Raw genomic sequence first — 24,895 nt, 5'->3', positions numbered from 1 at the left:
TCCTCGCGGGTATTTCTCTTACGAGTTTGCGGCACAGTGCGAGGTTCAGCCAATTGCTACTGCCACGGCATCAACGGTACAGCTATAGTTTGCAGGCCGACGAAGGCCCAACTGCACAAGGTGCTCCCGGAATGACCCGATTGACCTCTCTCAACCCTTGGCTGGCGGCCGTTGCCGTCGCCCTTTGCGTGCAGTTTCCGGCGCAGGCAGCCGAGCGCTTTACCCTCGACATCCCCGGTGTCTCGGACAACCGCCTGTTCACCTCGGCTGCTGCGAGCGATTCGGCCGGTTGCGGCGGCAAGAACCAGTCGCCGGCGCTGGCCTGGAACGCGGGCCCCAGCGCCACCCAGAGCTACGCGATCGTCATGCATGACCCGGACGGCCAGAAGGGCATGGGCGTCGATCACTGGATTCACTACGGCATCAAGGCCACCACTCGGCAGATCCCGGCCGGTGTCGGTGCCAAATCCAACCTCGAAGGCGTTGGCGGCACCAACAGCAAAGGCACCACCCATTACATCGGGCCTTGCCCACCGGTTGGCGACAGCGCCCACCACTACATCATCCAGATCTACGCCCTGGACCTCGCCCCGGACGCCTTGCCGGCCGGTCTGACCCGCGCCGAACTGATGGACAAGATCAAAGGCCACGTCCTGCGTAACAGCAGTGTGGTGCGGCGTTATCACCGCTGAAAATAATTTCAGTGGCGTTTAACCCGAACTGAAGGGGCTGCCCGTCTCAGTGGATGAATGAATCACTTTCATCCCGAGGTCAGCCCCCATGTCCCTTTCTCTGCCTTTTCTGCGACCTGCTGCGGTCGGTGTGTTGTTGGCCGTCGCCGGTTGCGGCGTGTCTTCCAATCCGGAGTCAGCCGCCGTCCCGGCGCCGGCCCAGCCGCAGGCTTCGATTCAGCACGAAGCGGTTCTGGCCGATGTCGCCATGGCCAAACGCAGTGCGCGTCCGGCGTCGATGGCCAGTTTCGCGGCGATGCCGGCCCCTGAACGTTATCCACAAGGCTATCGCGACGCGCAGCGCGAGCAATATCAAACGCTGGCTGACAACCCGATCCATAGCGTCGCCGAGTCCCCGGTCTCGACCTTCAGCGCCGACGTCGACACCGGCGCCTATGCCAACGTCCGGCGTTTGCTCAATCAGGGGCGTCTGCCGCCAGAAGGCGCGGTGCGACTGGAGGAAATGGTCAATTACTTTCCCTACGACTATGCGTTGCCAACCGATGATTCGCCATTTGGCGTGACCACCGAACTGGCCGCCACCCCGTGGAATCCGCACACCCGTCTGCTGCGCATCGGCATCAAGGCCTCTGACCGCGCCGTGGCCGAGCTGGCGCCGGCGAATCTGGTGTTTCTGGTGGACGTGTCCGGATCGATGGATCGCCGCGAAGGACTGCCACTGGTCAAAAGCACGCTGAAATTGCTGGTCGATCAGTTGCGCGAGCAGGACCGGGTGTCGCTGGTGGTGTATGCCGGCGAATCCCGCGTGGTACTTGAGCCAACGTCCGGACGGGAAAAAGCGAAAATTCGTACAGCCATCGAGCAATTGACCGCAGGCGGTTCAACCGCTGGCGCGTCGGGCATCGAACTGGCCTATCAAATGGCGCAGCAGGCATTCATCCCCAAAGGCATCAACCGCATCCTGTTGGCCACCGACGGTGACTTCAACGTTGGCGTCAGCGACTTCGACAGCCTCAAGCAAATGGCTGTGGATAAACGCAAAACCGGAATTTCCCTGACCACCCTGGGTTTTGGTGTGGATAACTACAATGAACACTTGATGGAACAACTGGCCGACGCCGGCGATGGCAATTACGCCTACATCGACAACCTGCGCGAGGCGCGCAAAGTGCTGGTGGATCAACTCGGCTCGACCCTGGCGGTGGTGGCGAAAAACGTCAAACTGCAGGTGGAATTCAACCCGGCGCAGGTCAGTGAATATCGCCTGCTGGGCTACGAAAACCGCGCGCTCAAGCGTGAGGATTTCAGCAACGACAAGGTCGATGCCGGTGAAGTCGGCGCAGGACATACGGTGACTGCGCTGTATGAAATTGTCCCGGCAGGTGAGCAGGGCTGGCTGGAACCGCTGCGCTACGGTAAATCGGAGGTGGCGGTTGCGGCGAAGAACGGGGAATTGGCGATGCTGCGTGTGCGTTATCAACAGCCTGAAGGTGGGAAAAGCCTGCTGATCGAGCGGCCGATTGCCAGTCAGGTCGCACCGGCCAGCGAGGATCTGCGTTTCGCGGCGGCGGTTGCGGCATTTTCCCAGCAGCTCAAGGACGCTCGCTATACCGGCGATTTCAGCCTGAAGGACACCGAAACACTGGCCCGTGGCGCGCGCGGCGATGACCGTTTCGGCTTGCGCAACGAGTTTGTGCAACTGGTGGAACTGGCGCAAAGCCTGCGCACCTCAACCGCATCGAGTGCGATGCCCACTGAGCGACGGATTGAATAGTGAGCCGCCTCAAAGGCTTCATCACACAGCTGTTTGCCTCCGCCGACAGCCTTGAGGCCAGCAGCGACGAATCGCTGCTGGCCCGTTATCGCGAGGGCGACAGGGTGGCGTTCGAGATTCTGTACGCCCGCCATCGTCAGGGTTTGTACGGCTTTCTGCTGGGATTGAGCGGCAAGCCGGAACTGGCTGACGAAGTATTTCAGGACACCTGGCTGAGCCTGATTCGCAGTGCCAGTCAGCCACAGGGGCGGGCGACGTTTCGTACGTGGCTGTTCCAGATTGCGCGCAATCGCCTGATCGATCACTGGCGCAAACACGGTGCTCATCAGCCGCTGCACGACAGCTACGACGAACAGCTGCATGCGGTTGGCGACGAGACCAACGATCCCGAACAACTGCTGAACCTCAGCCGCGACAGCCAGCGCCTGGAAAGCGCCTTGCAGACCCTGCCCGCCGATCAGCGCGAAGTGTTCCTGCTACGTGCCCACGGCGACCTCGACCTGGCGCAAATCGCCAGCCTCACCGAAACACCGCTGGAAACCGTCAAGAGCCGCTTGCGCTACGCCCAGCAAAAACTGCGTCGGCTGCTGGCCGAGGAGGTACTGACATGACTGACGCCCGCCAGACACCCGAAGAACAACTGCTCAAGCATTACCGCGAGCAACACACCGGCGAACCGCCAGAGCACCTCGATGCGCTGATTCTCGCCGCTGCCCATCGCGCCGCCCCGGCACTGAAGCCAAGCCTGTGGCAACGTTGGCTGCAAGCCTGCCAGAAACCCCGTTGGCAGGTCGCGTTCGCCAGCCTGGTCGGCGTGGCCCTGATGCTGTCGCTGGTGCAACGTGCACCGGAGCCGCAACCTCGATTCGACTTCGCCCCGGCCGCCAAACCCGCCGCACCACTGTCGCGCAAACAAGCCCCCGAAGCGCACTCGCTGGCAGCCCCCGCTGGCGCCATGCCCGCGCCGGCGCCGATGATGGAAATGGCGGCACCGATGCAAAGCGATGCCATCAGCGCCGACGAAGCCAAAGTCAGCAAACGTGCCGCCGCCCCGGCCAATGGCCTCGATACGCAACTGCGCGAAGTCCTGCGCCTGCGCGAATCCGGCCAGTCGCAAGCCGCTGATGCGTTGTACAACAACCTGCACAAACGCTACCCCGGCGTGGACCTCGACCTGCGACTGGAACAAATCCGCCAAAATTGACCGCCTGTTCGCCCAGCCATTTGGCATTGCCCCGCAAAAACGCGCACTATCGGGCCATAGCTGAACGCTGGAGAACACCGTGGCACCAAAAATCGACCGCATCGCCCAACTCCTCAACTGCCCGGAAAAGGGCGAGGAGATGCGGCGCGCGATTACCGAGGCTCGCAAGGAGTTTCTGCTGAACCAGTCGGAAGAAGACATCGTGGAAGAAGACGAGGTTTTTGAGGAGGTTGGGGAGGAAGACGATGACGACGATTACGATGAGTTTGACTGGACGACGGAGTGACCGCCGTCGCATGAAAAATCAGCGCCCACAAAAAAGCCCCGGACCATCACAGTCCGGGGCTTTCTCGTTTAAATCAGTGGTGCACCAGGCGGGATTCGAACCCACGACCCCTGCCTTCGGAGGGCAGTACTCTATCCAGCTGAGCTACTGGTGCAGCGGGCGACATCATACCTAGGTCGGCTCGGGGCGTCCATGCCGGGTTTTGGCGGGTTTTGTCAGGGCGCGTGTCGGGAGAAATCGCTGCATTCCTTAAAGCTGTAACGTCCTGCAAAACCCTCGCTTGGCGCTTTTGCCGGGCTGATCTATGGTTTGGCTGCGGACGGGGTTTTTGGCTCGTTGATCTGAAAATTTCCACAAACACGCCGTTTTTGTTCTTTTTTTCGAACGACCTATTGTCCTTTAACCCCTTTGATCCTACGATCCGTTTGAGATTTCAAACGCTCTTTGATTGGGTGTTGAAGCGCAGGTGCTGTGAATAACGCACTATCGCTGCGCCTCACCCGGTAGATGATTTCCCTGACGGCAGCCTTGCGAGGCGCCTTTCTACAATCATAATTTTGCTCCGCGCAGGCCGCGGTGCTGTTAAGGAAAGCCGACATGCAGCTTAAAGACACCCTGTTGTTCCGCCAGCAAGCCTTCATTGATGGCGCTTGGGTCGATGCGGACAACGGTCAGACGATCAAGGTCAACAACCCGGCCACCGGCGAGATTCTGGGCACCGTACCGAAAATGGGCGCTGCCGAAACCCGCCGCGCGATCGAAGCCGCCGATAAAGCGCTGCCGGCCTGGCGTGCACTGACCGCCAAGGAGCGTGCAGGCAAGCTGCGTCGCTGGTTCGAACTGATGATCGAAAACCAGGACGACCTCGCGCGACTGATGACCCTCGAACAGGGCAAGCCGCTGGCTGAAGCCAAGGGCGAAATCGTTTACGCCGCTTCGTTCATCGAGTGGTTCGCCGAAGAAGCCAAACGCATCTACGGTGACGTGATTCCGGGCCACCAGCCAGACAAGCGCCTGATCGTGATCAAGCAGCCGATCGGCGTGACCGCCGCGATCACCCCGTGGAACTTCCCGGCGGCGATGATCACCCGTAAAGCCGGCCCTGCGCTGGCCGCCGGTTGCACCATGGTGCTCAAGCCGGCTTCGCAAACCCCATTCTCCGCGTTCGCCCTGGCTGAACTGGCGCAGCGTGCCGGCATTCCGAAAGGCGTGTTCAGCGTGGTCTCCGGCAGCGCCGGCGACATCGGCAGCGAGCTGACCAGCAACCCGATCGTGCGCAAGCTGTCCTTCACCGGTTCGACCGAAATCGGTCGCCAGCTGATGTCGGAATGCGCCAAGGACATCAAGAAAGTCTCGCTGGAACTGGGCGGCAACGCGCCGTTTATCGTGTTCGACGACGCGGACCTGGATAAGGCTGTCGAAGGCGCGATCATTTCCAAGTACCGCAACAACGGCCAGACCTGCGTCTGCGCCAACCGCCTGTACATTCAGGATTCGGTCTACGACGCGTTTGCCGAGAAGCTGAAAGTGGCCGTGGCCAAGCTGAAGATCGGCAACGGTCTGGAAGAGGGCACCACCACCGGCCCGCTGATCGACGAAAAAGCCGTGGCCAAGGTGCAAGAGCACATCGCTGACGCCGTGGCCAAAGGCGCCACCGTGCTGGCCGGCGGCAAGCCGATGGAAGGCAACTTCTTCGAACCGACCATCCTGACCAACGTGCCGAAAGATGCCGCCGTGGCCAAGGAAGAAACCTTCGGCCCGTTGGCGCCGCTGTTCCGCTTCAAAGACGAAGCCGAAGTGATCGCGATGTCCAACGACACCGAGTTCGGTCTGGCTTCCTACTTCTACGCTCGCGACCTGGGCCGCGTGTTCCGTGTGGCTGAGGCCCTGGAATACGGCATGGTCGGCGTCAACACCGGGCTGATCTCCAACGAAGTCGCGCCGTTCGGCGGCATCAAGGCCTCGGGCCTGGGCCGTGAAGGCTCCAAGTACGGCATCGAAGATTACCTGGAAATCAAATACCTCTGCCTGGGCATCTAAGCCGGGAAAGGGATCGCTGCAAACGCAAAGGGCACGAGAGCGCTGTCCCTTTGCGTCGTTTCAAACCGGAATTTTCTCTGCGGCCGGGAACGCCGTGGCAGTCGATCATCGCATGCTGCCACCGCCGATTTCTCCCGCTTAATCCTTGAACCACGCCGCCCGATGAGCGGTGAATGAGGACTGTAATGAGCAAGACTAACGCTGAACTGATGGCCCGCCGTACCGCTGCCGTACCCCGTGGTGTTGGCCAGATTCACCCGATTTTCGCTGAATCGGCAAAGAACGCTACCGTGACTGACGTTGAAGGTCGTGAATTCATCGACTTCGCCGGCGGTATCGCTGTGCTGAACACCGGCCACGTGCACCCGAAAATCATCGCGGCCGTGACCGAACAGTTGAACAAGCTGACCCACACCTGCTTCCAGGTGCTGGCTTACGAGCCGTACGTTGAGCTGTGCGAAAAGATCAACGCCAAGGTGCCAGGTGATTTCGCCAAGAAAACCCTGTTGGTCACCACCGGTTCCGAAGCCGTGGAAAACGCCGTGAAAATCGCTCGCGCCGCCACTGGCCGTGCCGGCGTGATCGCCTTCACCGGCGCTTACCACGGTCGCACCATGATGACCCTGGGCCTGACCGGTAAAGTCGTGCCTTACTCGGCCGGCATGGGCCTGATGCCAGGCGGCATCTTCCGCGCGCTGTATCCGAACGAACTGCACGGCGTGAGCATCGACGATTCGATCGCTTCCATCGAACGCATCTTCAAGAACGACGCCGAGCCTAAAGACATCGCCGCGATCATCATCGAGCCTGTGCAGGGTGAAGGTGGTTTCTACGTCGCGCCGAAAGAATTCATGAAGCGTCTGCGTGCACTGTGCGACCAGCACGGCATCCTGTTGATCGCTGACGAAGTGCAGACCGGCGCTGGCCGTACCGGCACCTTCTTCGCCATGGAACAGATGGGCGTTGCTGCCGACCTGACCACCTTCGCCAAATCCATCGCTGGCGGCTTCCCGCTGGCCGGTGTCTGCGGCAAGGCCGAATACATGGACGCCATTGCCCCAGGCGGCCTGGGCGGCACCTACGCCGGTAGCCCGATTGCTTGCGCTGCGGCCCTGGCCGTGATGGAAGTGTTCGAAGAAGAGCAACTGCTGGACCGCTGCAAGGCAGTCGGCGAGCGTCTGGTCACCGGTCTGAAGGCCATCCAGGCCAAGTACCCGGTGATCGGCGAAGTGCGTGCCTTGGGCGCGATGATCGCGGTCGAGCTGTTCGAAAACGGCGACAGCCACAAGCCAAACCCGACTGCCGTTGCAGCTGTGGTGGCCAAGGCGCGTGACAAGGGCCTGATCCTGCTGTCCTGCGGCACCTACGGCAACGTTCTGCGTGTACTCGTACCGCTGACCTCGCCGGACGAGCAACTGGACAAAGGCCTGGCGATCATCGAAGAGTGCTTCTCGGAGCTGTAAGCCCCGGCACTGTGTGATCGGTTCGACAAAAAACCCGCTTCGGCGGGTTTTTTTACGCCCCTTGAAACACATCCGGTGCTTTTGCGCTGTATCGAAAGGCCAGCATTGGCTAAGGTTCAGGCATTGCAAGGGAGAGCGCGCATGACTGCCGTTGATTTACCCGCCGTACCTCGAGTGCTGATTGCCGAGGCCGATCCGTGGTCCCGGGACCTGCTCAAACAAGTGTTGCTCAACGTCCGTTGCGATGCACGGCTGGACCTGTGTGCCGACGGCCAACAAGCTCTGTCATTGCTCAGCGAAGTGCCCTATGACCTGGCGATCGTCGACTGGGAGTTGCCGGGCATCGATGGCTTGAGCGTGCTGCGCAGCGTGCGTCAGCGCAAACGCAATCCACCACTGCCGTTCATCCTGATGAGCAGCCGCAACGACAGCGCTAGCGTGCGCGAAGCCATCCCGCTGGCTCCCACGGCTTACCTGACCAAACCGTTGAACATGGAAAGCCTGACCGAGCGCTTGCAGGGCTTGCTGCTCAATGCCGGCGAAGAAGTGTTCTGCGAGGTGCCGACGCTGGCGCCCGGCATGACCCTGGCCGTGTTCCTTGAGCGGCGCCGCGAGCGCGCCGATGGTGCGCCGTTGATGACCGATGTGCAGGTGGCGGTGAAGCGCAGCCTGAACCCCAGTGGCCTCGACCTGAAGTTGCTGGAAGATGAAATTCGCACTGATCCGCAAATCACTGCGGTGTTGATCGCGGCGGCCAACAGTGCGGCGCAGCATCATGGCGCGGCAGTGCAGACCCTGGGGCAAGCGCTGCATCGGCTCGGCACCGGGCAGAGCATGAACCTGATTCTAGGTCTGGCGCTCAAGCGCAGTGCCAGACTCAGCGACCCGTGCCTGGCGGACTACGCCGAGCGCTATTGGGGGCTGTCGCTGCACACCGCGGAATACGCCCGCACCCTGGCACGCCTGCTCGATCTGGATCAGGAGCGCTGCTATTGCGCCGGCATGCTGCATCGCCTTGGCGATCTGGCGTTGCTGCGTTGTTTGCAGGAGTGGAAACAGGCCGGCGGAGAGCTGGATGAGTGGGAGGAGGTGGGCGACGCGCTGGCGGAGTTTGGCGCGGCCTACGGTTCGGCGCTGCGCACGCGCTGGCGCTTGCCGCTGGAGCTGCGCGAGTTGATTGCGTCAGTCTATCAGCTCGGTGGCGGGGTTTATTCTCGCGAGGCGCTGGTGATGAACATGGCGGCACAAATGGCCCGCCTGACTGAGCACGAGGGCGTAGAGGAACTGGCCAGGAGTCGCACGGCGCGGCTGCTGAAGATCGGGTTGCCGGAATTGATGAGGATGCGTAAATAACCAGAGTTTTCACCCAACCCTGTGGGAGCGGGCTTGCTCGCGAAGGCGGTGTATCAGGCAACACAATTGCTGAATGACACACCGCCTTCGCGAGCAAGGCCGCTCCCACATTGGAGCTCTGGATGGCTGAAATCTCGGTTCAGGCAGTAATGATCCGATTCTTGCCCTGGCGCTTGGCCTCGTACATCGCCGCATCTGCCCGGGCGAACAGGCTGTCGAGGCTGTCGTCCTCGGGGTTGAGGCTGGTCAGGCCCTGGCTGACGGTGATGCCGAACGTCTGCCCGTCATGGCTGAAACTCAAGCGCTGAATTTCCTGTTGCAGCCGTTCCGCCACTTGCATCGCCATGTCCGGTGCACAACCGGGGAACACCGCTGCGAACTCTTCTCCGCCAATGCGCCCGAACAGATCACCCCTGCGTAAAGAGCCGCGCCCGCATTCGGCGATGCGCTGCAGCACGCTGTCGCCCTCGGGGTGGCCGTAGCTGTCGTTGATCAGCTTGAAGTCGTCGATGTCCAGCAGCAGAAACGCCAGTGGCGCACCTTGCAGGCGTGCCTCTTCGAATTCGCGGTTGGCGCATTCGAAGAAATGGCGGCGATTGCTGCTTTGGGTCAGCACGTCGGTGGTCGCCAGGCGTTGCAGCTCGGTTTCCATGTGCTTCTTGTCGGTGATGTCCTCGGCGATGCCGACAATGATCACCGGTTGTCCGGGCTCGTCCTGACGGTTGATGAAGCATTTGTCGCTCAGCCAGCGAACCTGGCCGTCGGCGGCGATGATCCGGTATTCGCGGTCTTCCACCGCGCCCTTGTGCAGGACTTCGGCAAGGCTGCGTTCGGCGTATTCCAGATCGTCGGGGTAGATACTGTCGCGCCACTGGTTGTAGTCGGCGAGCAAGAGCCCTGCGGAGCGGCCGAAAATCCGTTCATACGCGGGGCTGACGTACAGCACCTGACGGGTTTCCCAGTTGAACGCCCAAAGCACCGCGTTGACGCTAACCAGCAGTGAGCTGAACAGCTGTTCGCGCTCGCTCAGCCGAGCAACTTCGCCCTGGGCGTGCATCAGCGCCATCAGGGTTTGCGCGGCCTCGGGCCACTGCGCAAGGGATGAGTCTTTTTGATTGTTGTTGACCATCGGCACATATCTCAAAGGGCGTGCCGCAATTTCGACAACGGCCACAGTACAGCCCGCCGGGGTGGCGAAGTGTCTTTGAGATAGGGGATTTTGTGCTTAGTTCCGAAGGGTGCACCCGGGAGCCCGGGCGCACCGATCAACGGCATCAGACCGCTGCTGGACGCAACGAGTAGGTTTTCAACTGGTCGGCGAATTCACGCAGGGACTGGATACCACTGGCCTCGGCCTCGTGCACCCATTCCTTGATGGCGGCGAGCATGTCGTGGCCATTGGCGCTGGTCTTGACCCAGATCTGCTGCAAGGCCAGGCGTTTTTCGTAAATTACCTTCAGTGCCTGACTGTGCTCGAGCATGTTCTGGATGCGCAAGTGATGACGGTCTTCCAACAGGCTGGTTTCCCGCGACAGCAGGCGTTTGGCCCGATGGAATTGATGGCGTACCGAATGATCGACCTTGTCCAGCTCCTGCTTGACCAGCGGGCCGATCACCAATTTGCGGTACTGGGCCATGATCTGGAAGCGATTGTTGAGGATCGCCATGGCGGTATCCATGTCCAGGTTGCCCTTGCCTTCGACGCGGTGGGCGATCGGCGCCACACGCTGCACCTTGGCCAGACCGAGGAAGCTGAAGACCTTGATCCACGCCCAGCCGAGGTCGAACTCCCACTTCTTCACCGACAGCTTGGCCGAGTTGGGGTAGGTGTGGTGGTTGTTGTGCAGCTCTTCGCCGCCGATCAGGATGCCCCACGGCACCAGATTGGTTGCCGCGTCGCGGCATTCGAAGTTGCGGTAGCCGATGGCGTGCCCCAGACCGTTGACCACGCCGGCGGCCCAGACCGGAATCCACATCATCTGGATTGCCCAGATGGTGATGCCGATGGTGCCGAACAGCAGCAGGTCGATGACGCCCATGATTGCCACGCCCAGCAGCGGATAGCGGCTGTAGAGATTGCGTTCGATCCAGTCTTCGGGGCAGTTCTTGCCGTAGATGCGCAGGGTCTCCGGGTTCTCGGCTTCGGCGCGATACAGCTCGGCGCCTTTGCGCAGCACGGTGGACAGACCCTTGATGACCGGACTGTGCGGGTCATCTTCGGTTTCGCATTTGGCGTGGTGCTTACGGTGGATGGCGGTCCACTCGCGGGTGTTCTGCGCCGTGGTCAGCCACAGCCAGAAGCGGAAAAAGTGTTTCAGGCCGGCATTCAGCTCAAGCGAGCGATGGGCCGAATAACGGTGCAGATAGACCGTGACGGCGACAATTGTCACGTGGGTCATCAGCAGGGTGACCGCGACCAGTGACCAGGCCGACAAGCCAAGAAAACCTTCGTACCACATAGGCTATAGGGCCCTCGATAAAGATAAAAACAGCCGTTGCATTATCACCAAGCACACAGATAAAACCAGTCGCCCTTTCAGATAAGAGTCGCTGGATGTTTCTTGACCTATAATTCCAACCTTTTTGTAGGGACATGGACAGCCGAATGTCTGCCACTTATCGCGATGCCTTGCGTGCAGCGCTGCTTTATCTCGTGCTTGCGGCCGTCTGGCTGCAAGGGACTGGTTATTTATTAAACAATTTCTTCGATGAGTCCGTCGATCAACTGCGTTGGCAACTGATCAACGGTTACGTCTGGGCGGCGCTGAGTGCCGGGTTGATCTTCCTGGCCCGCGTGCGTTTGTGTGAGTTTCTCGGCATTGGTGCGCGGTTGCGCGAGCGTCAGGCCGACCGTGAGCGCCTGCGTCAGGCGGCTGCGGTGTTCGACTGCACCCGCGAAGGGGTGCTGGTCACCAATCGCGAGGGCCTGATCGTGCACGTCAACCGCGCGTTCATGGAGATCACCGGCTACCAGCGTGAAGAAGTCCTCGGTCATCAACCGAGCTTGTTCAAGTCCGGTCACCATCCACCAGACTTCTATCAGGCGATGTTTGCCACGCTGCAGGCACACGGCGAATGGAGCGGGGAAATCTGGAATCGGCGCAAGAGCGGTGAGATTTACCCACAGTGGCAGACCATCCGCGTGATTCACGATGATCAGGGACGCCTCAGCCACTATGTGGCGGTGTTTTCTGACATCAGTGCGATCAAGGACTCCGAGCACGAACTCAAGCACCTCGCGCACCACGATCCACTGACCGACCTGCCCAACCGTCTGCTGTTCAGCGACCGCGCCGAACAGGCGCTGACATCGGCGCAACTGCACAAGCGCGGCTGCGCCTTGCTGATGATCGATCTGGATCACTTCAAGATGATCAACGACAGCCTCGGGCATAACGTTGGCGATCGCTTGCTCAAAGCGGTGGCGGCACGCCTGCAGGATCTGTTCGGCCCCGGGATGACCCTGGCACGGCTCGGCGGTGATGAATTCGCGGTGCTGGCGGAAAGTTGTCCACAGCTGGTACAGGCTGCGGCGCTGGCGCAACGCATTCTCGATGCGCTGAAGGAGCCGTTCGCCATCGACCGGCATGAGTTGTTCATCAACGCCAGTATCGGTATCAGCCTGTTCCCCAGCGACGCGCTGAGTGCCGATCAGCTGTTGCGCAATGCCGATGCCGCATTGTTCAAGGCCAAGAGCAGTGGGCGTAACGGATACGCGTTGTACACCGAAGAGCTGACGGCACATGCCCAGCAACGGGTCGAGATCGCCTTCGAATTGCGCCGCGCGCTGGAGCAGCAGGAGCTGCGGGTCTACTACCAACCGGTTCACGATTTGCACAGCAGTCGCCTGATTGGCGTCGAAGCGCTGGTGCGTTGGCAGCATCCACAACGAGGGCTGGTGTCGCCGGCGGAATTCATTCCGATTGCCGAGCGCACCGGGATGATTGCCGAAATCGATGCCTGGGTGATGCGCCAGGCGTGTTCGCAGATGTGCCAATGGCAACAGGCGGGAGTTGTCCTGTCGTTCGTCGCAGTCAACGTCTCGTCGCGGCTGTTCGCCCGGCGCGAGCTGTATCAGCAGGTGGCGCAGGTGCTGCACGAGACCGGGCTGGATCCGGCCTATCTGGAGCTGGAAGTCACCGAAAGTGCGGTGATGGACGACCCTGAAGTGGCGCTGGAGCAGATGCATCGGTTACGCGAGTTGGGCATTCGCCTGGCCATCGACGATTTTGGCACCGGCTATTCATCTCTCTTGCGGCTCAAGCGTCTGCCGGTGCAGAAGCTCAAGATCGATCAGGGTTTTGTGGCCGGGCTGCCGTCTGACGAGGACGATGTGGCGATCGTTCGCGTGATCATCGCCCTGGCCCGCAGCATGGGCATGCAGGTGCACGCCGAAGGGATCGAGCAGGCGGAGCAGGCGGCGTTTCTGTTGGATCAGGAATGTGATCTGGGCCAGGGCTACTGGTTTGGGCGGCCGGTGCCGGCGGGAGAAATTGATTGGGCGAAGGCTCCTGTTATCGGCTGAATCCAGTCTCTGTGGTGAGTACAAAACCTGTCGCGAGTGAATTTATCCCCGTCGGGTTGCGAAGCGACCCTGAAAATTTTGCGACTGCTGCGCAGTCCAGCGGGGATAAATCCCCTCACCACAGGGTTATCTGTCGGTCCCGAATCTGCGCAAACCCTTGCCCCGACAGTTAATGTTTTCTAGTTATATAAACATTCTTAAATAGTCTTTTTAAGAATATCTGCGCCTCTCTTATATTGCTCCCACGCCGAACGCAGTGCCGCCCACTGCCAGGCATATTCCATTCAAAGGAGCAGCACCATGAGCGCATCCCTTCGCAGCGTTGACGGTCAGGACGAAACCACCATCTTGCGTGAAATCCAGAGCGCCCTGCGCGATCTGCGTTTCGGTGCGGTGGAGATCACTGTGCACAACGCCCAGGTCGTACAGATCGAACGCAAAGAGAAATTCCGTTTGCAGCAACCGGGCAACAAGCCGAGCTGAAAAAGATCGCAGCCTGCGGCAGCTTCTGCAGGGGGCTGTGCGCAAGAGCTGTCGCAGGCGGCGATCTTTGAATGAGCAACCCGACTCCAGCAACACATAAGAAAAAGCCACCACCCAGAATTCCAGGAGCTTTCACCATGTCGTCGATTCGCCGTTACGCTTTGGCCGCCTTGGCCAGCGCTGTGTTTGCCGGTTCCGCGGTTGCCAAGGATTACGAACTGCTCAACGTGTCGTACGACCCGACCCGTGAGCTGTATCAGGACTACAACGCCGAATTCATCAAGTTCTGGCAGCAGGACCATGCCGGCGACACCGTGAAAATCCAGCAATCCCACGGCGGTTCGGGCAAGCAGGGCCGCGCGGTGATCGACGGTCTGCGCGCTGACGTCGTGACCCTGGCACTGGCCGGCGACATCGACGAAATCGCCAAGCTCGGCAAGACCCTGCCGGCCGACTGGCAGAAGCGCCTGCCGGACGCCAGCACCCCGTATACCTCGACCATTGTGTTCCTGGTGCGCAAGGGCAACCCGAAAGGCATCAAGGACTGGGGCGACCTGGTCAAGAACGATGTCTCGGTGATCACCCCGAACCCGAAAACCTCGGGTGGCGCACGCTGGAACTTCCTCGCTGCGTGGGCTTACGGCCTGAAAGCCAACGGCGGTAGCGAAGCAAAAGCCAAAGAGTACGTACAGACCCTGTTCAAGCACGTTCCGGTATTGGACACCGGCGCTCGCGGCTCGACCATTACCTTCGTCAACAACGGTCAGGGTGACGTGTTGCTGGCCTGGGAAAACGAAGCGTTCCTGGCGCTGAAAGAAGACGGTGGCGCCGACAAGTTCGACATCGTCGTGCCGTCGCTGTCGATCCTCGCCGAACCGCCAGTGGCTGTGGTCGACAAGAATGCCGAGAAGAAGGGCAACGAGCAGATCGCCGAAGCCTATCTGAAGCACCTGTACAGCCCGGCCGGTCAGGAGATCGCCGCGAAGAACTTCTACCGCCCGCGTGACAAGGACGTGGCGGCGAAGTACGCCCAGCAGTTCCCGAAACTGGAACTGGTAACCATCGACAAGGACTTCGGCGGCTGGAAATCCGCGCAGCCTAAATTCTTCAACGACGGTGGCGTGTTCGACCAGATCTATCAGGCGCAGTAATCTCAAATGAAACGAGCCTGATGTTCAGGCACAAAACATGTGGGAGCGGGCTTGCTCGCGAAGACGGTGTGTCAGACGACATAAATGTTGAATGATAGGGCCCATTCGCGAGCAAGCCCGCTCCCACATTGATGCGTTTTCAACCAAGGACTTTTATGTCGCGTCGTATCTCCCCCGTCATACCCGGCTTCGGGCTGACGCTGGGTTACACCTTGGTGTACCTCAGCCTGATTGTGCTTATCCCGCTGGCGGCGATGTTCGTCCATGCCGCCCAACTCACCTGGGATCAGTTCTGGACGATCATCTCCGCGCCCCGCGTTCTCGCTGCACTGAAGCTGAGCTTCGGCACTGCGCTGTGCGCCGCGATCATCAACGGCATCATCGGCACGTTGCTGGCCTGGGTGCTGGTGCGCTACACGTTCCCGGGGCGCAAGGTGATCGATGCGATGATCGATCTGCCGTTCGCGTTGCCGACCGCGGTGGCCGGTATTGCGCTGACGGCGCTGTACACCCCGACCGGGCTGGTCGGGCAGTTCGCCGCGGACCTCGGTTTCAAGATCGCCTACACCCCGCTCGGGATCACGCTGGCGTTGACCTTCGTGACCCTGCCGTTCGTGGTGCGCACGGTGCAGCCGGTGCTGGCGGACATTCCGCGTGAAGTCGAAGAAGCCGCTGCCTGCCTCGGGGCGAAGCCACTGCAGGTGTTCCGCCACATCCTGTTGCCGGCGCTGTTGCCCGCCTGGCTGACCGGTTTTGCTCTGGCGTTCGCGCGGGGCGTCGGCGAGTACGGTTCGGTGATTTTCATCGCCGGCAACATGCCGATGAAAACCGAAATTCTGCCGCTGCTGATCATGGTCAAACTCGACCAGTACGACTACACCGGCGCCACTTCCATCGGCGTGCTGATGCTGGTGGTTTCCTTCGTCCTGTTGCTGCTGATCAACTTGCTGCAGCGGCGCATCGAAACCCCATAAGGAGGCGCGAACCATGTCCCAATCGTCTATTGCGGCCGCTTCCTCGGCCAACGCTGCGCGCCGTGGCAGCGCCACTTCGCGCAGAGTGCTGATCAGTCTCGGCTGGCTGATCTTTTTTCTGTTCCTGGTGTTGCCGCTGTTCATCGTGGTGTCCCAAGGTTTGAAGAACGGCCTCGGTGCATTCTTCACCGCGATCTTTGAACCCGATGCCTTGTCGGCGCTGAAACTCACGGTGATCGCGGTGCTGATTTCGGTGCCGCTGAACCTGGTGTTCGGCGTCAGCGCCGCGTGGTGCGTGAGCAAGTACTCGTTCCGCGGCAAGAGCATGCTGGTGACGCTGATCGACCTGCCGTTCTCGGTATCGCCGGTGATCGCAGGTCTGGTCTACGTGCTGATGTTCGGCGCCCAGGGCCTGTTCGGGCCGTGGCTGCAGGATCACGACATCCAGATCGTCTTCGCCCTGCCGGGCATCGTGCTGGCGACGATCTTCGTCACTGTGCCGTTCGTGGCCCGTGAACTGATTCCGCTGATGCAGGAACAAGGCACGCAGGAAGAGGAGGCCGCGCGCCTGCTCGGCGCCAACGGCTGGCAGATGTTCTGGCACGTCACCGTCCCCAACATCAAATGGGGCCTGATCTATGGCGTGGTGCTGTGCACCGCGCGGGCCATGGGTGAGTTCGGTGCGGTGTCGGTGGTTTCCGGGCACATTCGCGGGGTGACCAACACCTTGCCGCTGCACGTCGAGATCCTCTACAACGAATACAACCACGTGGCCGCGTTCGCCGTGGCGAGCCTGTTGCTGATCCTGGCGCTCTTCATCCTGCTGCTCAAGCAGTGGAGCGAAAACCGTATCAACCGCCTGCGCGCCAGCGCCGCGGAGGAATAACTCATGTCGATCGAAGTGCGTAACGTCAGCAAGAATTTCAATGCGTTCAAGGCGCTGGACAACATCAGCCTGGACATCCATAGCGGTGAACTGGTGGCGTTGCTCGGCCCGTCCGGTTGCGGCAAGACCACGCTGCTGCGGATTATTGCCGGCCTGGAAACCCCGGATCAGGGCAACATCGTCTTTCACGGTGAAGACGTCTCCGGCCACGACGTGCGTGATCGCAACGTCGGTTTCGTGTTCCAGCACTACGCGCTGTTCCGCCACATGACGGTGTTCGACAACGTCGCGTTCGGCCTGCGCATGAAGCCGAAAAACCAGCGCCCGAGCGAAAGCCAGATCGCGACCAAGGTCCACGAACTGCTGAACATGGTGCAACTGGACTGGTTGTCGGATCGTTACCCGGAGCAATTGTCTGGCGGCCAGCGTCAGCGTATCGCCCTGGCCCGCGCGTTGGCGGTTGAACCGAAGGTGCTGCTGCTCGATGAGCCGTTCGGCGCCCTCGACGCCAAGGTGCGCAAAGAGCTGCGCCGCTGGTTGGCGCGGCTGCACGAAGACATCAACCTGACCTCGGTGTTCGTGACTCACGACCAGGAAGAAGCGATGGAAGTCGCTGACCGTATCGTGGTGATGAACAAGGGCGTGATCGAGCAGATCGGCTCACCGGGCGATGTCTACGAAAACCCGGCCAGCGATTTCGTCTATCACTTCCTCGGCGACTCGAACCGCTTGCTGCTCAGTGACGACAACCACGTGCTGTTCCGCCCGCACGAAGTGTCGTTGTCCAAACATGAACTGGAAGATCACCACGCCGCTGAGGTGCGCGATATCCGCCCGTTGGGCGCAACCACGCGGGTGACATTGAAGGTGGAAGGGCAGACGGACCTGATCGAGGCCGAAGTGGTGAAAGACCATGACAGCCTGATTGGTCTGGCCAAAGGTGAAACGCTGTTCTTCAAACCGAAGGTCTGGCAGAAAGTCGCAGGCCTCTGACGTCAAAAGCTTCGTCGGATCGCCGCCAGGAGCAAGCTCGCTCCCACACTTGGAATGCGTTTCCCTGTGGGAGCGGCTTGCTCGCGAATGCGATCTACACAGCCGCCCGATTCGGATTGACCCGTACCACGCCCGCCCGCGCCTCGATCTGCTCTTTCAGCGCCTGTCGCATGCCGAGCATGAACGCCAGTTCCGCCACCACAAACAACGGCCCGACAATCAACCCGCTCACGTCATCGACAAACGCCGGTTTGCGTCCTTCATAATGGTGCCCGACAAACTGGATCACCCAGCCGATCACAAACATTGCCAGGCCGCTGCTGAGCCAGACCATGGTGCTCTGCTGCGCCAGCACATGCCCGGCCCAGACCGACAACGCCATCAGCACCGTCATCAGAACGCCCAGCTTCACTTCCAGGCGCAGGTAGAACCACGCCGAGGCCAACGCCAGCAACACCGCCGGCGATAGCCACAAACTGCCCAGCGCCCATTCTGGCCGCGACAACAACACCGCCACGGCCACTACGATCAGCGGAATGCCGATAAAGTGGCTGGCGATGTTGCGCGGGTCGCGGTGATACGCGGCGTATTGACTCAAATGATCGACGAGGCTTTTCATTGTTGTTCCTCCTGTTGGGTGAGAGCAGCATGCCCCGGGTTCGGCGTTCGCTCTGTCAGGCAGGCGACAATTGGGAGTGTTCATGGATAAGCATTCACAGCTGATGACAGGGCAATGGTTCAGTCATCTGCCAGCGTCCTTTCAGGATAGTCTGCTGGCGGCGGCCCGGGAGCGGCGGCTGACGGCGGGGCAGCGGCTGTTTCAACGCGGCGATGCGCCGTGCGGATTGTATGCGGTGCTCGACGGCGCGATCCGTATCGGAGCGGTGAGCGAGCAGGGCAAGGAGGCGTTGCTGAGCCTGGTGGAAGCGCCGCACTGGTTCGGCGAAATCTGCCTGTTCGATGGCCAGCCGCGCACCCATGACGCCTACGCTGTCGGGCCTTGCACCTTGCTGAACATCGCGCAAAACACCCTGCTGACAATCCTCGACGAGCAGCCGCTGTACTGGCGGCATCTGGCGTTGCTGATGAGCCAGAAATTGCGCCTGACCTTCATCAATCTTGAACAGCTGAGTTTGCTCCCGGCCCCGGCACGCCTGGCCCATCGCCTGCTGATGATTGCCGAAGGCTACGGCGAACTCGACCCGCCGCGCCGTGTGCTGCAACTGCCGCAGGAGCAATTGGCGTCGATGCTGTCGCTGTCACGGCAGACCACCAACCAGATCCTCAAGGATTTACAGGGACAGGGGATTATCGGGCTGGGGTACGGCGAGATCGAAATTCTTGATGCCGTTCGATTGCGGGCGCTGGCCACACTCTGAAGAACACGGTTTTCCCCTGTGGGAGCGGGCTTGCTCGCGAAAGCGGTGCATCAGCTAACACATCATGAACTGACACACCGCCTTCGCGAGCAAGCCCGCTCCCATATTGGATCAATGTTGTTTCTACGAGCCGCGATAGGTCGAGAAGCCATAAGGGCTGAGCAGCAATGGGATATGGTAGTGCTGGTCAGTCTGCTGCACCTGGAAAATCACCGGGATCTCCGGGAAGAACGTCTGGCGCTTGTTCTTCTCGAAATACTCGCCGGTGTTGAACACCACGCGGTATTCGCCCGCCTCGAAAGGCTGTTTGGCCGGGAACAGTTCAGCGATGCGTCCCTGTTCGTTGGTGGTGCCCTGGGCCAGTGGCTGCCAGTCCTGGCCGACGTGTTTTTCCAGGGTCACGTTGATCCCGGGGGACGGCAGGCCGTTTTCCAGATTGAGCACGTGCACGCTCAGTGGGTTGCCGGCGGCCAGCGCCAGGCCTGAAACAGCGCTCAGGCCGACTACGGCGAAGGTCATGCGCAGGGGGGACATGGTCAGTCTCCTTATGGGGAACGGATGAGGGTCAGGCCGGCCTTTTCGGCGGCCTTGATGGCACAGTTTTCGTCTTGTTCGCCGCCGCCGGATCCGGCCACGCCCATGGCGCCCACCAGCTCATTGCCGGCGAACAACGGGATACCGCCGCCGAGCAACAGCAGCTCATCGAGGGTGTTGAGATTGGCGGTCTGCGGGTTGCTGCGGGCGTGCTCGGCAAACAGCCGGGTCGGGGTTTTCGTCGACAGCGCGGTGTAGGCCTTGCGCTGGCTGGCGGCGGTGTTGTGCGGGCCGATGCCATCGCCGCGCAGAGTCACCAGCAGGTTGCCGCCACGGTCGAGCACTGACACCGTGCCGGTGCAATTGCTCAGCGCCGAATCGGCCAGCAAGCGTGCGGTTTTCAGATCGAGGTCGGCGTGACGTGGCAGTTCCGGGCTGGCAACCGCGCTGGCGCTCAGGCCGATGGCGAGGCTCGCGACAAGATATTTGAAGGTCATGAACAGGCTCCGAAAGCGAAGGTCGCCACCTTAGCCGGCGCTCTTCGTCAGAACCTCGTCAGTCGGATTACAAGTTTGTAATGGGCAACCGGACCGAAGGCGCCTAGCCTGTGTGCCTGATCAATCGAGGTGTGCCATGCGTTTGCTGGTCGTAGAAGATGAAGCCAAAACCGCGAATTTCCTTGCCAAAGGGCTGGGCGAGTCGGGTTTTGCCGTGGACGTGGCACTCAATGGCCTCGATGGGCGCTATTTCATCGAGCAGCAGGCATACGACCTGATCATCCTCGACGTGATGCTGCCGGGCCTCAATGGTTGGCAGTTGCTGCAACTGATCCGCCAGCGCGGCGCCACGCCGGTGCTGTTCCTGACCGCCAAGGACGCTATCGAAGACCGCGTGCGCGGACTGGAACTGGGCGCCGACGATTACTTGCTCAAACCCTTCGCCTTCGCCGAATTGCTCGCGCGGGTGCGCACGCTGCTGCGGCGTGGGCCGATGCGCGAGGCCGAGTCCTACTGCATCGCTGACCTTGAGATTGATGTGCTGCGGCGTCGGGTCAGTCGCGGCGGTCAGCGCATTGCCCTGACCAACAAGGAATTTGCCCTGTTGCAATTGCTCGCCAGTCGTCAGGGCGAAGTGTTGTCACGCACGCTGATCGCCTCCCAGGTGTGGAACCTGAATTTCGACAGCGACACCAACATGGTCGAAGTCGCGGTGCGCCGCTTGCGGGCCAAAGTCGATGACCCGTTCATGCCAAAACTGATCCACACCGTGCGCGGCGTCGGCTATCAGCTGGAAGCGCCCGACGATGCGCGCTAGGTCGATCGCCTGGCGTCTGGCGCTGGCGTTTGCCGTGGTCTGCGCGTTGGTGCTGAGTGCGATTGGCGTGTTTCTCTATCGCTCGCTGGCGTCGGAAATCGCTTATCGCGATGACCTGGCCCTGCTCGGCCGACTCGAGCAGGTGCGCGCGCTGCTCGCCGACAGCGACAGCCTCGACGCCTTGCAGGCGCGCCCGCGTCTCTATCAGAACATGCTCGGTAACCTCGACAGTCTGCTGCTGGTGCGGCGTGCCGACGGATCGAGCGTGATCGGCATCAACCCTCGTCAGCGCGAGTTGCCGGCGCTGAACGCTATCCCCCGCGAGCAGACGCCACAGCGTCACGACGTGCTGACCTGGCAGGCGCCGGACGGTGCCGAGCTGGCGTTGTTGTCCGGTGAAGCCCAAGGGCCGAACGGCGAGCCGCTGACGGTGATTGCCGGCAAGGTGCTCAGTGAGCGTGAGCAGATGCTTGGCAGTTATCGTTTGCGCCTGTACCTGGCGGTCGGGCTCGGCGCGTTGCTCGCGTTTGCGCTGGGCCTGGTCCTGCTGCGCCGGGGTCTGCAACCGTTGCGGCAGTTGAGCGAGGCGGTGCGCGGAATTGATCTGCGCAGCCTTGATCAACGGTTATCGGCGAGCGGTACGCCGGCAGAGCTGCTCGAACCGGTGCAGGCGCTCAACGGCATGCTCGCCCGGCTGGACGACAGTGTGCAGCGGTTGTCGCAGTTTTCCGCTGACCTTGCGCACGAAATCCGCACGCCGTTGCACACCTTGCTGGCGAGCAACGGTCAGGCGCTGAATCACCCGCGCAGCACTGCGGAGTATCAGGAACTGTTGGCCTCGAACATGGAAGAATTCGAACGCCTCAAGCGCATGGCCGAAAACCTGATGTTCCTCGCCCGCGCCGAACAGGCAGAACGGGCGCTCGAACGGCGGACGCTGGATCTGCACTGCGTCGGCAGTGAGCTCTGCGATTACTTTGAAGCGTTGGCCGATGACCGCGAGTTGCGGCTGAATAACCAGTTGCACGGCGAACTGCTGGCCGACCAGCAACTGCTGCAACGCGCACTTGGCAACCTGTTGGCCAATGCGGTGCGGCACGCGGATGCAGGCACGCTGATCAGCCTTTGCCGCCGCGATGAACCTGGCATGTGCTGGTTGCAGGTGCACAACCTCGGCACGGCCATCGCGCCACAGCACCTGGGCAAATTGTTTGATCGCTTTTACCGGGTCGATCCGTCACGGGCGGAACCGGGGGATTCCGGTGGGTTGGGGCTGGCGATTGTGCAGTCGATCATGCAGTTGCATGGGGGGCGGGTGCGGGTGAGCAGTGATGCCACTGGTACCGTGTTTGAGTTGGGCTTTGAGGTGTTCTGACTGACGCCTTCGCGAGCAAGCCCGCTCCCACTTTGAAATACGTTCCCCTGTGGGAGCGAGCCTGCTCGCGAAGAGGCCCGTGAATTCACCACAAATATTGATTAGCGCAACTGATCGCGAAACTGCCCCGGCGTCATCCCGGTCCAGCGCTTGAACGCCCGACTGAAGCTGCTGGTATCAGCAAACCCCAGCAGATAACTGACCTCACTCAACGAACACTGCGGATCGCGCAGGTGCAGCAGCGCGAGGTTTTCGCGGCTCTCGTTGAGCAACGTGTCGAAGCGACACCCTTCATCCGCCAGATGCCGTTGCAGGCTGCGCAGGCTCAGGTGCAACGCCTGGGCGATGCGCTCGGCACCGGGCTCACCCTCGGGCAGTTGCTCTTCGATGGCGTCGCGCACCTTGCGCTCCCAGGTCAGCGGTTTGAGCTGGGCCAGGGTGCGCTTGAGCACCGCTTCGTTGTGTTCGGCCAACTCCGGGTTGGCGTCGTCAAGGTGGCTGTCGAAGTCGGCGAGGGCGAACTCCAGGCGGTCCTCGGCGGAGGAGAAATGCACCGGCGCGCGAAATACCTTGTGCCATTGGTGCGCATCGGACGGTTCCGGGCGGCGCAAGTACACCGCCAGCGGCGCGTAGTCGCGGCCAAGACGATTTCGACAAGTGCGTACATAGATCGCGGCAAAGGCATCGATGGCCTCGAAGGCCGGCGCCGGATTGCCTGACGGAATGTTCAGACGAAACAGATAACGGTCGTCGCTGCGGCTCAGTTCCAGCTCCAGCGCATCGCTGACCACCGGGTGATAACGCACGATGCGCTCGAACACTTCACGCAGGCTGCCGCTGGCCACCAGCGCATAACCGAGCGCATGGAACGTGGTCGGGCTGACGAACCGCGAGACCCGCAGGCCGATCGCCGGATCACCGCTGAACTGCACTGCCAGCTCCCACAGGCGTGTGGTGCCGGATAACGGGTAACGCGCGTTCGGGTCATCCATCAACTGCGGATCGAGGCCGGCCTGTTGGCACAGGCCAATACTGTCCAGCCCCAGCGCATCGAGTTGCTTGCGCAAGGCACGGGTCCAGCTGGCGAGGGAGGTCGGTTCCTTCATGCTGATTGGCGCTTCCGGTCAACAGGTTGGCGTTCTCGGCTAGCGTGTTCTGCAAATGCACAGGGCAGGATGCGAACATCGATAACCAGAGGATGGAAGCATGGACCGTACTTCTGCAAGCCCCCAGCGACACAATGCTGCCCAGCGATCAGCGCATATTCGCGAAGTGGTGCTGGCCAAGGGCGTCGAGTTGCGCGAGCGCTATCCGATTCTGCTGCATCAGGATGCGCTGGGTGCCGGGATTCTGGCCTTTGCCCTGGTCGGGATGATCGGTTCGGCAGCGCTCTACATCACTGGCCACATGGCGTGGTGGGTGTGCTTGCTGCTCAATGCGTTTTTCGCCTCGTTGACCCATGAGCTGGAGCACGACCTGATCCACAGCATGTACTTCCGCAAACAGCGCGTGCCGCACAATCTGATGATGGGCCTGGTGTGGCTGGCGCGGCCGAGCACGATCAACCCGTGGATTCGCCGGCACTTGCATCTCAATCATCACAAGGTCTCCGGCACCGAAACCGACATGGAAGAACGCGCGATCACCAACGGTGAACCGTGGGGTTTTGCGCGGTTGCTGATGGTCGGCGACAACGTGATGTCGGCGTTCATCCGCATGCTGCGGGCCAAGACCTGGGCGCACAAAATCAGCATCATCAAACGCAGCTTGAAGGTTTACGCGCCGCTGGCGCTGGTGCATTGGGGCGCGTGGTACGTGTTTCTCGGCTTCCATGCGGCGAATGGCATCGCCTATCTCGTGGGGTCGCCGATTGAATGGTCGGCGACCACGCTGTCGGTCATGCAAGTGATCGACATCGCGGCGGTGGTGATCATCGGCCCGAACGTGCTGCGCACGTTTTGCCTGCACTTCATCAGTTCGAACATGCATTACTACGGTGACGTCGAGCCAGGCAATGTGCTGCAGCAATGCCAAGTGCTGAATCCATGGTGGTTGTGGCCGCTGCAGGCCTTTTGCTTCAACTTCGGCAGCAGCCACGGGATTCACCATTTCGTGGTCAAGGAACCGTTCTACATTCGCCAGATGACGGTGCCGGTGGCGCATGAAGTGATGCGTGAGATGGGGGTGCGGTTCAATGATTTCGGCACGTTTGGGCGGGCGAACCGGTTTGTTCGTCGGGATGAAGTGGCGCAGGAAGAGGTGCGCACTGCCCGGGCTTGATGAGTGAGTTTGCGGGCCTCTTCGCGAGCAAGCCCGCTCCCACAGTTGGAATGCGTTCCCCTGTGGGAGCGGGCTTGCTCGCGAAGGTCCACAACACCTGCGCCGCATACCCCCGAAAAGGCCGCCAAGCCTCAGCCCGATCAGCCAATGCCCGCGCCGTGGGTCGAGTCCCTTCCAGCTCTTCCAGCG

At 61.1% G+C, this 24,895-nt stretch carries 24 protein-coding genes, 1 tRNA gene and 1 pseudogene; 18 read left to right on the top strand and 8 right to left on the bottom strand.

Features of this window, described 5'->3' with window-relative positions:
- Positions 1-131 precede the first annotated feature (131 nt).
- From U862_RS0127930 to U862_RS0127910, 5 genes are all read left to right on the top strand, one after another.
- On the top strand, positions 132-692 hold the full coding sequence (locus tag U862_RS0127930) for a YbhB/YbcL family Raf kinase inhibitor-like protein (RefSeq protein WP_025113409.1): 561 nt from the start codon (positions 132-134) through the stop codon (positions 690-692).
- Positions 693-780: 88 nt separating this feature from the next.
- Positions 781-2,466: a VWA domain-containing protein gene (locus U862_RS0127925; RefSeq protein WP_025113408.1), complete on the top strand. Its 1,686-nt coding sequence runs from the start codon at positions 781-783 to the stop codon at positions 2,464-2,466.
- A 29-nt stretch (positions 2,467-2,495) separates the two neighbouring features.
- On the top strand, positions 2,496-3,077 hold the full coding sequence (locus U862_RS0127920; RefSeq protein WP_025113407.1) for an RNA polymerase sigma factor: 582 nt from the start codon (positions 2,496-2,498) through the stop codon (positions 3,075-3,077).
- Positions 3,074-3,670: a hypothetical protein gene (locus U862_RS0127915; protein ID WP_025113406.1), complete on the top strand. Its 597-nt coding sequence runs from the start codon at positions 3,074-3,076 to the stop codon at positions 3,668-3,670. Before U862_RS0127920 ends, U862_RS0127915 begins: the two co-directional genes overlap by 4 nt.
- 79 nt (positions 3,671-3,749) lie before the next feature.
- On the top strand, positions 3,750-3,956 hold the full coding sequence (locus U862_RS0127910; protein WP_025113405.1) for a hypothetical protein: 207 nt from the start codon (positions 3,750-3,752) through the stop codon (positions 3,954-3,956).
- A gap of 77 nt (positions 3,957-4,033) precedes the next feature.
- Here U862_RS0127910 and U862_RS0127905 read toward each other — a convergent pair.
- Positions 4,034-4,110: transfer RNA gene (locus U862_RS0127905), tRNA-Arg, on the bottom strand.
- Between the two features lie 443 nt (positions 4,111-4,553).
- Here U862_RS0127905 and gabD point away from each other — a divergent pair.
- The 3 genes from gabD (at position 4,554) to U862_RS0127890 (ending at position 8,812) form a co-directional block, all read left to right on the top strand.
- Positions 4,554-5,996, top strand: coding sequence for an NADP-dependent succinate-semialdehyde dehydrogenase (gene gabD / locus U862_RS0127900; RefSeq protein ID WP_025113404.1), 1,443 nt, complete (start codon positions 4,554-4,556; stop codon positions 5,994-5,996).
- A gap of 185 nt (positions 5,997-6,181) precedes the next feature.
- A complete protein-coding gene (gene gabT, locus U862_RS0127895; protein WP_003220503.1) occupies positions 6,182-7,459 on the top strand; it encodes a 4-aminobutyrate--2-oxoglutarate transaminase in 1,278 nt (425 codons plus the stop codon).
- Between the two features lie 141 nt (positions 7,460-7,600).
- Entirely contained in the window at positions 7,601-8,812 is a 1,212-nt protein-coding gene (locus tag U862_RS0127890) for a response regulator (protein ID WP_025113403.1), read from the top strand.
- Positions 8,813-8,951: 139 nt separating this feature from the next.
- Here the strand turns inward: U862_RS0127890 and U862_RS0127885 are convergent, their stop codons facing one another.
- Together U862_RS0127885 and desA are read right to left on the bottom strand one after the other, a co-directional pair.
- A complete protein-coding gene (locus U862_RS0127885) occupies positions 8,952-9,941 on the bottom strand; it encodes a sensor domain-containing diguanylate cyclase (RefSeq protein ID WP_025113402.1) in 990 nt (329 codons plus the stop codon).
- A 145-nt stretch (positions 9,942-10,086) separates the two neighbouring features.
- Positions 10,087-11,271 (bottom strand): delta-9 fatty acid desaturase DesA, encoded by a 1,185-nt coding sequence (desA, locus tag U862_RS0127880; RefSeq protein ID WP_025113401.1) that lies wholly within the window; start codon positions 11,269-11,271, stop codon positions 10,087-10,089.
- Between the two features lie 146 nt (positions 11,272-11,417).
- On the opposite strand from desA, the gene dibA reads away from it, so the two are divergent.
- The 6 genes from dibA (at position 11,418) to U862_RS0127850 (ending at position 17,824) form a co-directional block, all read left to right on the top strand.
- On the top strand, positions 11,418-13,337 hold the full coding sequence (dibA, locus tag U862_RS0127875; protein ID WP_025113400.1) for a phosphodiesterase DibA: 1,920 nt from the start codon (positions 11,418-11,420) through the stop codon (positions 13,335-13,337).
- A 300-nt stretch (positions 13,338-13,637) separates the two neighbouring features.
- Positions 13,638-13,820 (top strand): sulfur starvation response protein OscA, encoded by a 183-nt coding sequence (gene oscA / locus U862_RS0127870; protein WP_003220508.1) that lies wholly within the window; start codon positions 13,638-13,640, stop codon positions 13,818-13,820.
- A 137-nt stretch (positions 13,821-13,957) separates the two neighbouring features.
- Positions 13,958-14,971, top strand: coding sequence for a sulfate ABC transporter substrate-binding protein (locus U862_RS0127865; protein WP_025113399.1), 1,014 nt, complete (start codon positions 13,958-13,960; stop codon positions 14,969-14,971).
- A 155-nt stretch (positions 14,972-15,126) separates the two neighbouring features.
- Positions 15,127-15,945: a sulfate ABC transporter permease subunit CysT gene (gene cysT / locus U862_RS0127860; protein ID WP_007952818.1), complete on the top strand. Its 819-nt coding sequence runs from the start codon at positions 15,127-15,129 to the stop codon at positions 15,943-15,945.
- A gap of 13 nt (positions 15,946-15,958) precedes the next feature.
- On the top strand, positions 15,959-16,831 hold the full coding sequence (gene cysW / locus U862_RS0127855; protein ID WP_025113398.1) for a sulfate ABC transporter permease subunit CysW: 873 nt from the start codon (positions 15,959-15,961) through the stop codon (positions 16,829-16,831).
- Between the two features lie 3 nt (positions 16,832-16,834).
- Positions 16,835-17,824: a sulfate/molybdate ABC transporter ATP-binding protein gene (locus U862_RS0127850; protein ID WP_025113397.1), complete on the top strand. Its 990-nt coding sequence runs from the start codon at positions 16,835-16,837 to the stop codon at positions 17,822-17,824.
- 94 nt (positions 17,825-17,918) lie between these two features.
- On the opposite strand, the gene U862_RS0127845 is transcribed toward U862_RS0127850, so the two are convergent.
- The gene (locus U862_RS0127845) at positions 17,919-18,443 is read right to left on the bottom strand and encodes a DUF962 domain-containing protein (RefSeq protein WP_025113396.1); all 525 of its coding nucleotides are present in this window, start codon (positions 18,441-18,443) and stop codon (positions 17,919-17,921) included.
- 82 nt (positions 18,444-18,525) lie between these two features.
- On the opposite strand from U862_RS0127845, the gene U862_RS0127840 reads away from it, so the two are divergent.
- Positions 18,526-19,203, top strand: a complete 678-nt coding sequence (locus U862_RS0127840; RefSeq protein ID WP_025113395.1) for a Crp/Fnr family transcriptional regulator — start codon at positions 18,526-18,528, stop codon at positions 19,201-19,203.
- A 123-nt stretch (positions 19,204-19,326) separates the two neighbouring features.
- Here the strand turns inward: U862_RS0127840 and uraH are convergent, their stop codons facing one another.
- Together uraH and U862_RS0127830 are read right to left on the bottom strand one after the other, a co-directional pair.
- Complete coding sequence (uraH, locus tag U862_RS0127835) at positions 19,327-19,737, bottom strand: hydroxyisourate hydrolase (protein ID WP_025113394.1); 411 nt, start codon at positions 19,735-19,737, stop codon at positions 19,327-19,329.
- Between the two features lie 11 nt (positions 19,738-19,748).
- The gene (locus U862_RS0127830; RefSeq protein ID WP_025113393.1) at positions 19,749-20,234 is read right to left on the bottom strand and encodes a heme-binding protein; all 486 of its coding nucleotides are present in this window, start codon (positions 20,232-20,234) and stop codon (positions 19,749-19,751) included.
- Positions 20,235-20,370: 136 nt separating this feature from the next.
- Here U862_RS0127830 and U862_RS0127825 point away from each other — a divergent pair, with 136 nt between their 5' ends.
- Entirely contained in the window at positions 20,371-21,051 is a 681-nt protein-coding gene (locus U862_RS0127825) for a heavy metal response regulator transcription factor (protein ID WP_025113392.1), read from the top strand.
- Positions 21,041-22,426 (top strand): heavy metal sensor histidine kinase, encoded by a 1,386-nt coding sequence (locus U862_RS0127820; RefSeq protein ID WP_025113391.1) that lies wholly within the window; start codon positions 21,041-21,043, stop codon positions 22,424-22,426. Before U862_RS0127825 ends, U862_RS0127820 begins: the two co-directional genes overlap by 11 nt.
- Before the next feature lie 101 nt (positions 22,427-22,527).
- On the opposite strand, the gene U862_RS0127815 is transcribed toward U862_RS0127820, so the two are convergent.
- On the bottom strand, positions 22,528-23,532 hold the full coding sequence (locus U862_RS0127815; RefSeq protein ID WP_025113390.1) for an AraC family transcriptional regulator: 1,005 nt from the start codon (positions 23,530-23,532) through the stop codon (positions 22,528-22,530).
- Between the two features lie 100 nt (positions 23,533-23,632).
- Between U862_RS0127815 and U862_RS0127810 the strand changes: the two genes are divergently transcribed.
- Complete coding sequence (locus U862_RS0127810; protein ID WP_025113389.1) at positions 23,633-24,706, top strand: fatty acid desaturase; 1,074 nt, start codon at positions 23,633-23,635, stop codon at positions 24,704-24,706.
- Between the two features lie 67 nt (positions 24,707-24,773).
- Here U862_RS0127810 and U862_RS31290 read toward each other — a convergent pair.
- Positions 24,774-24,895: pseudogene (locus tag U862_RS31290) on the bottom strand (DNA-3-methyladenine glycosylase 2 family protein); the annotation flags it as partial.

It is taken from the genome of Pseudomonas sp. H1h (assembly GCF_000633255.1).
Taxonomy (GTDB): domain Bacteria; phylum Pseudomonadota; class Gammaproteobacteria; order Pseudomonadales; family Pseudomonadaceae; genus Aquipseudomonas.
The sequence above is the reverse complement of the archived record's forward strand: the minus strand, read 5'-3'. Positions and strand labels throughout refer to the sequence as shown.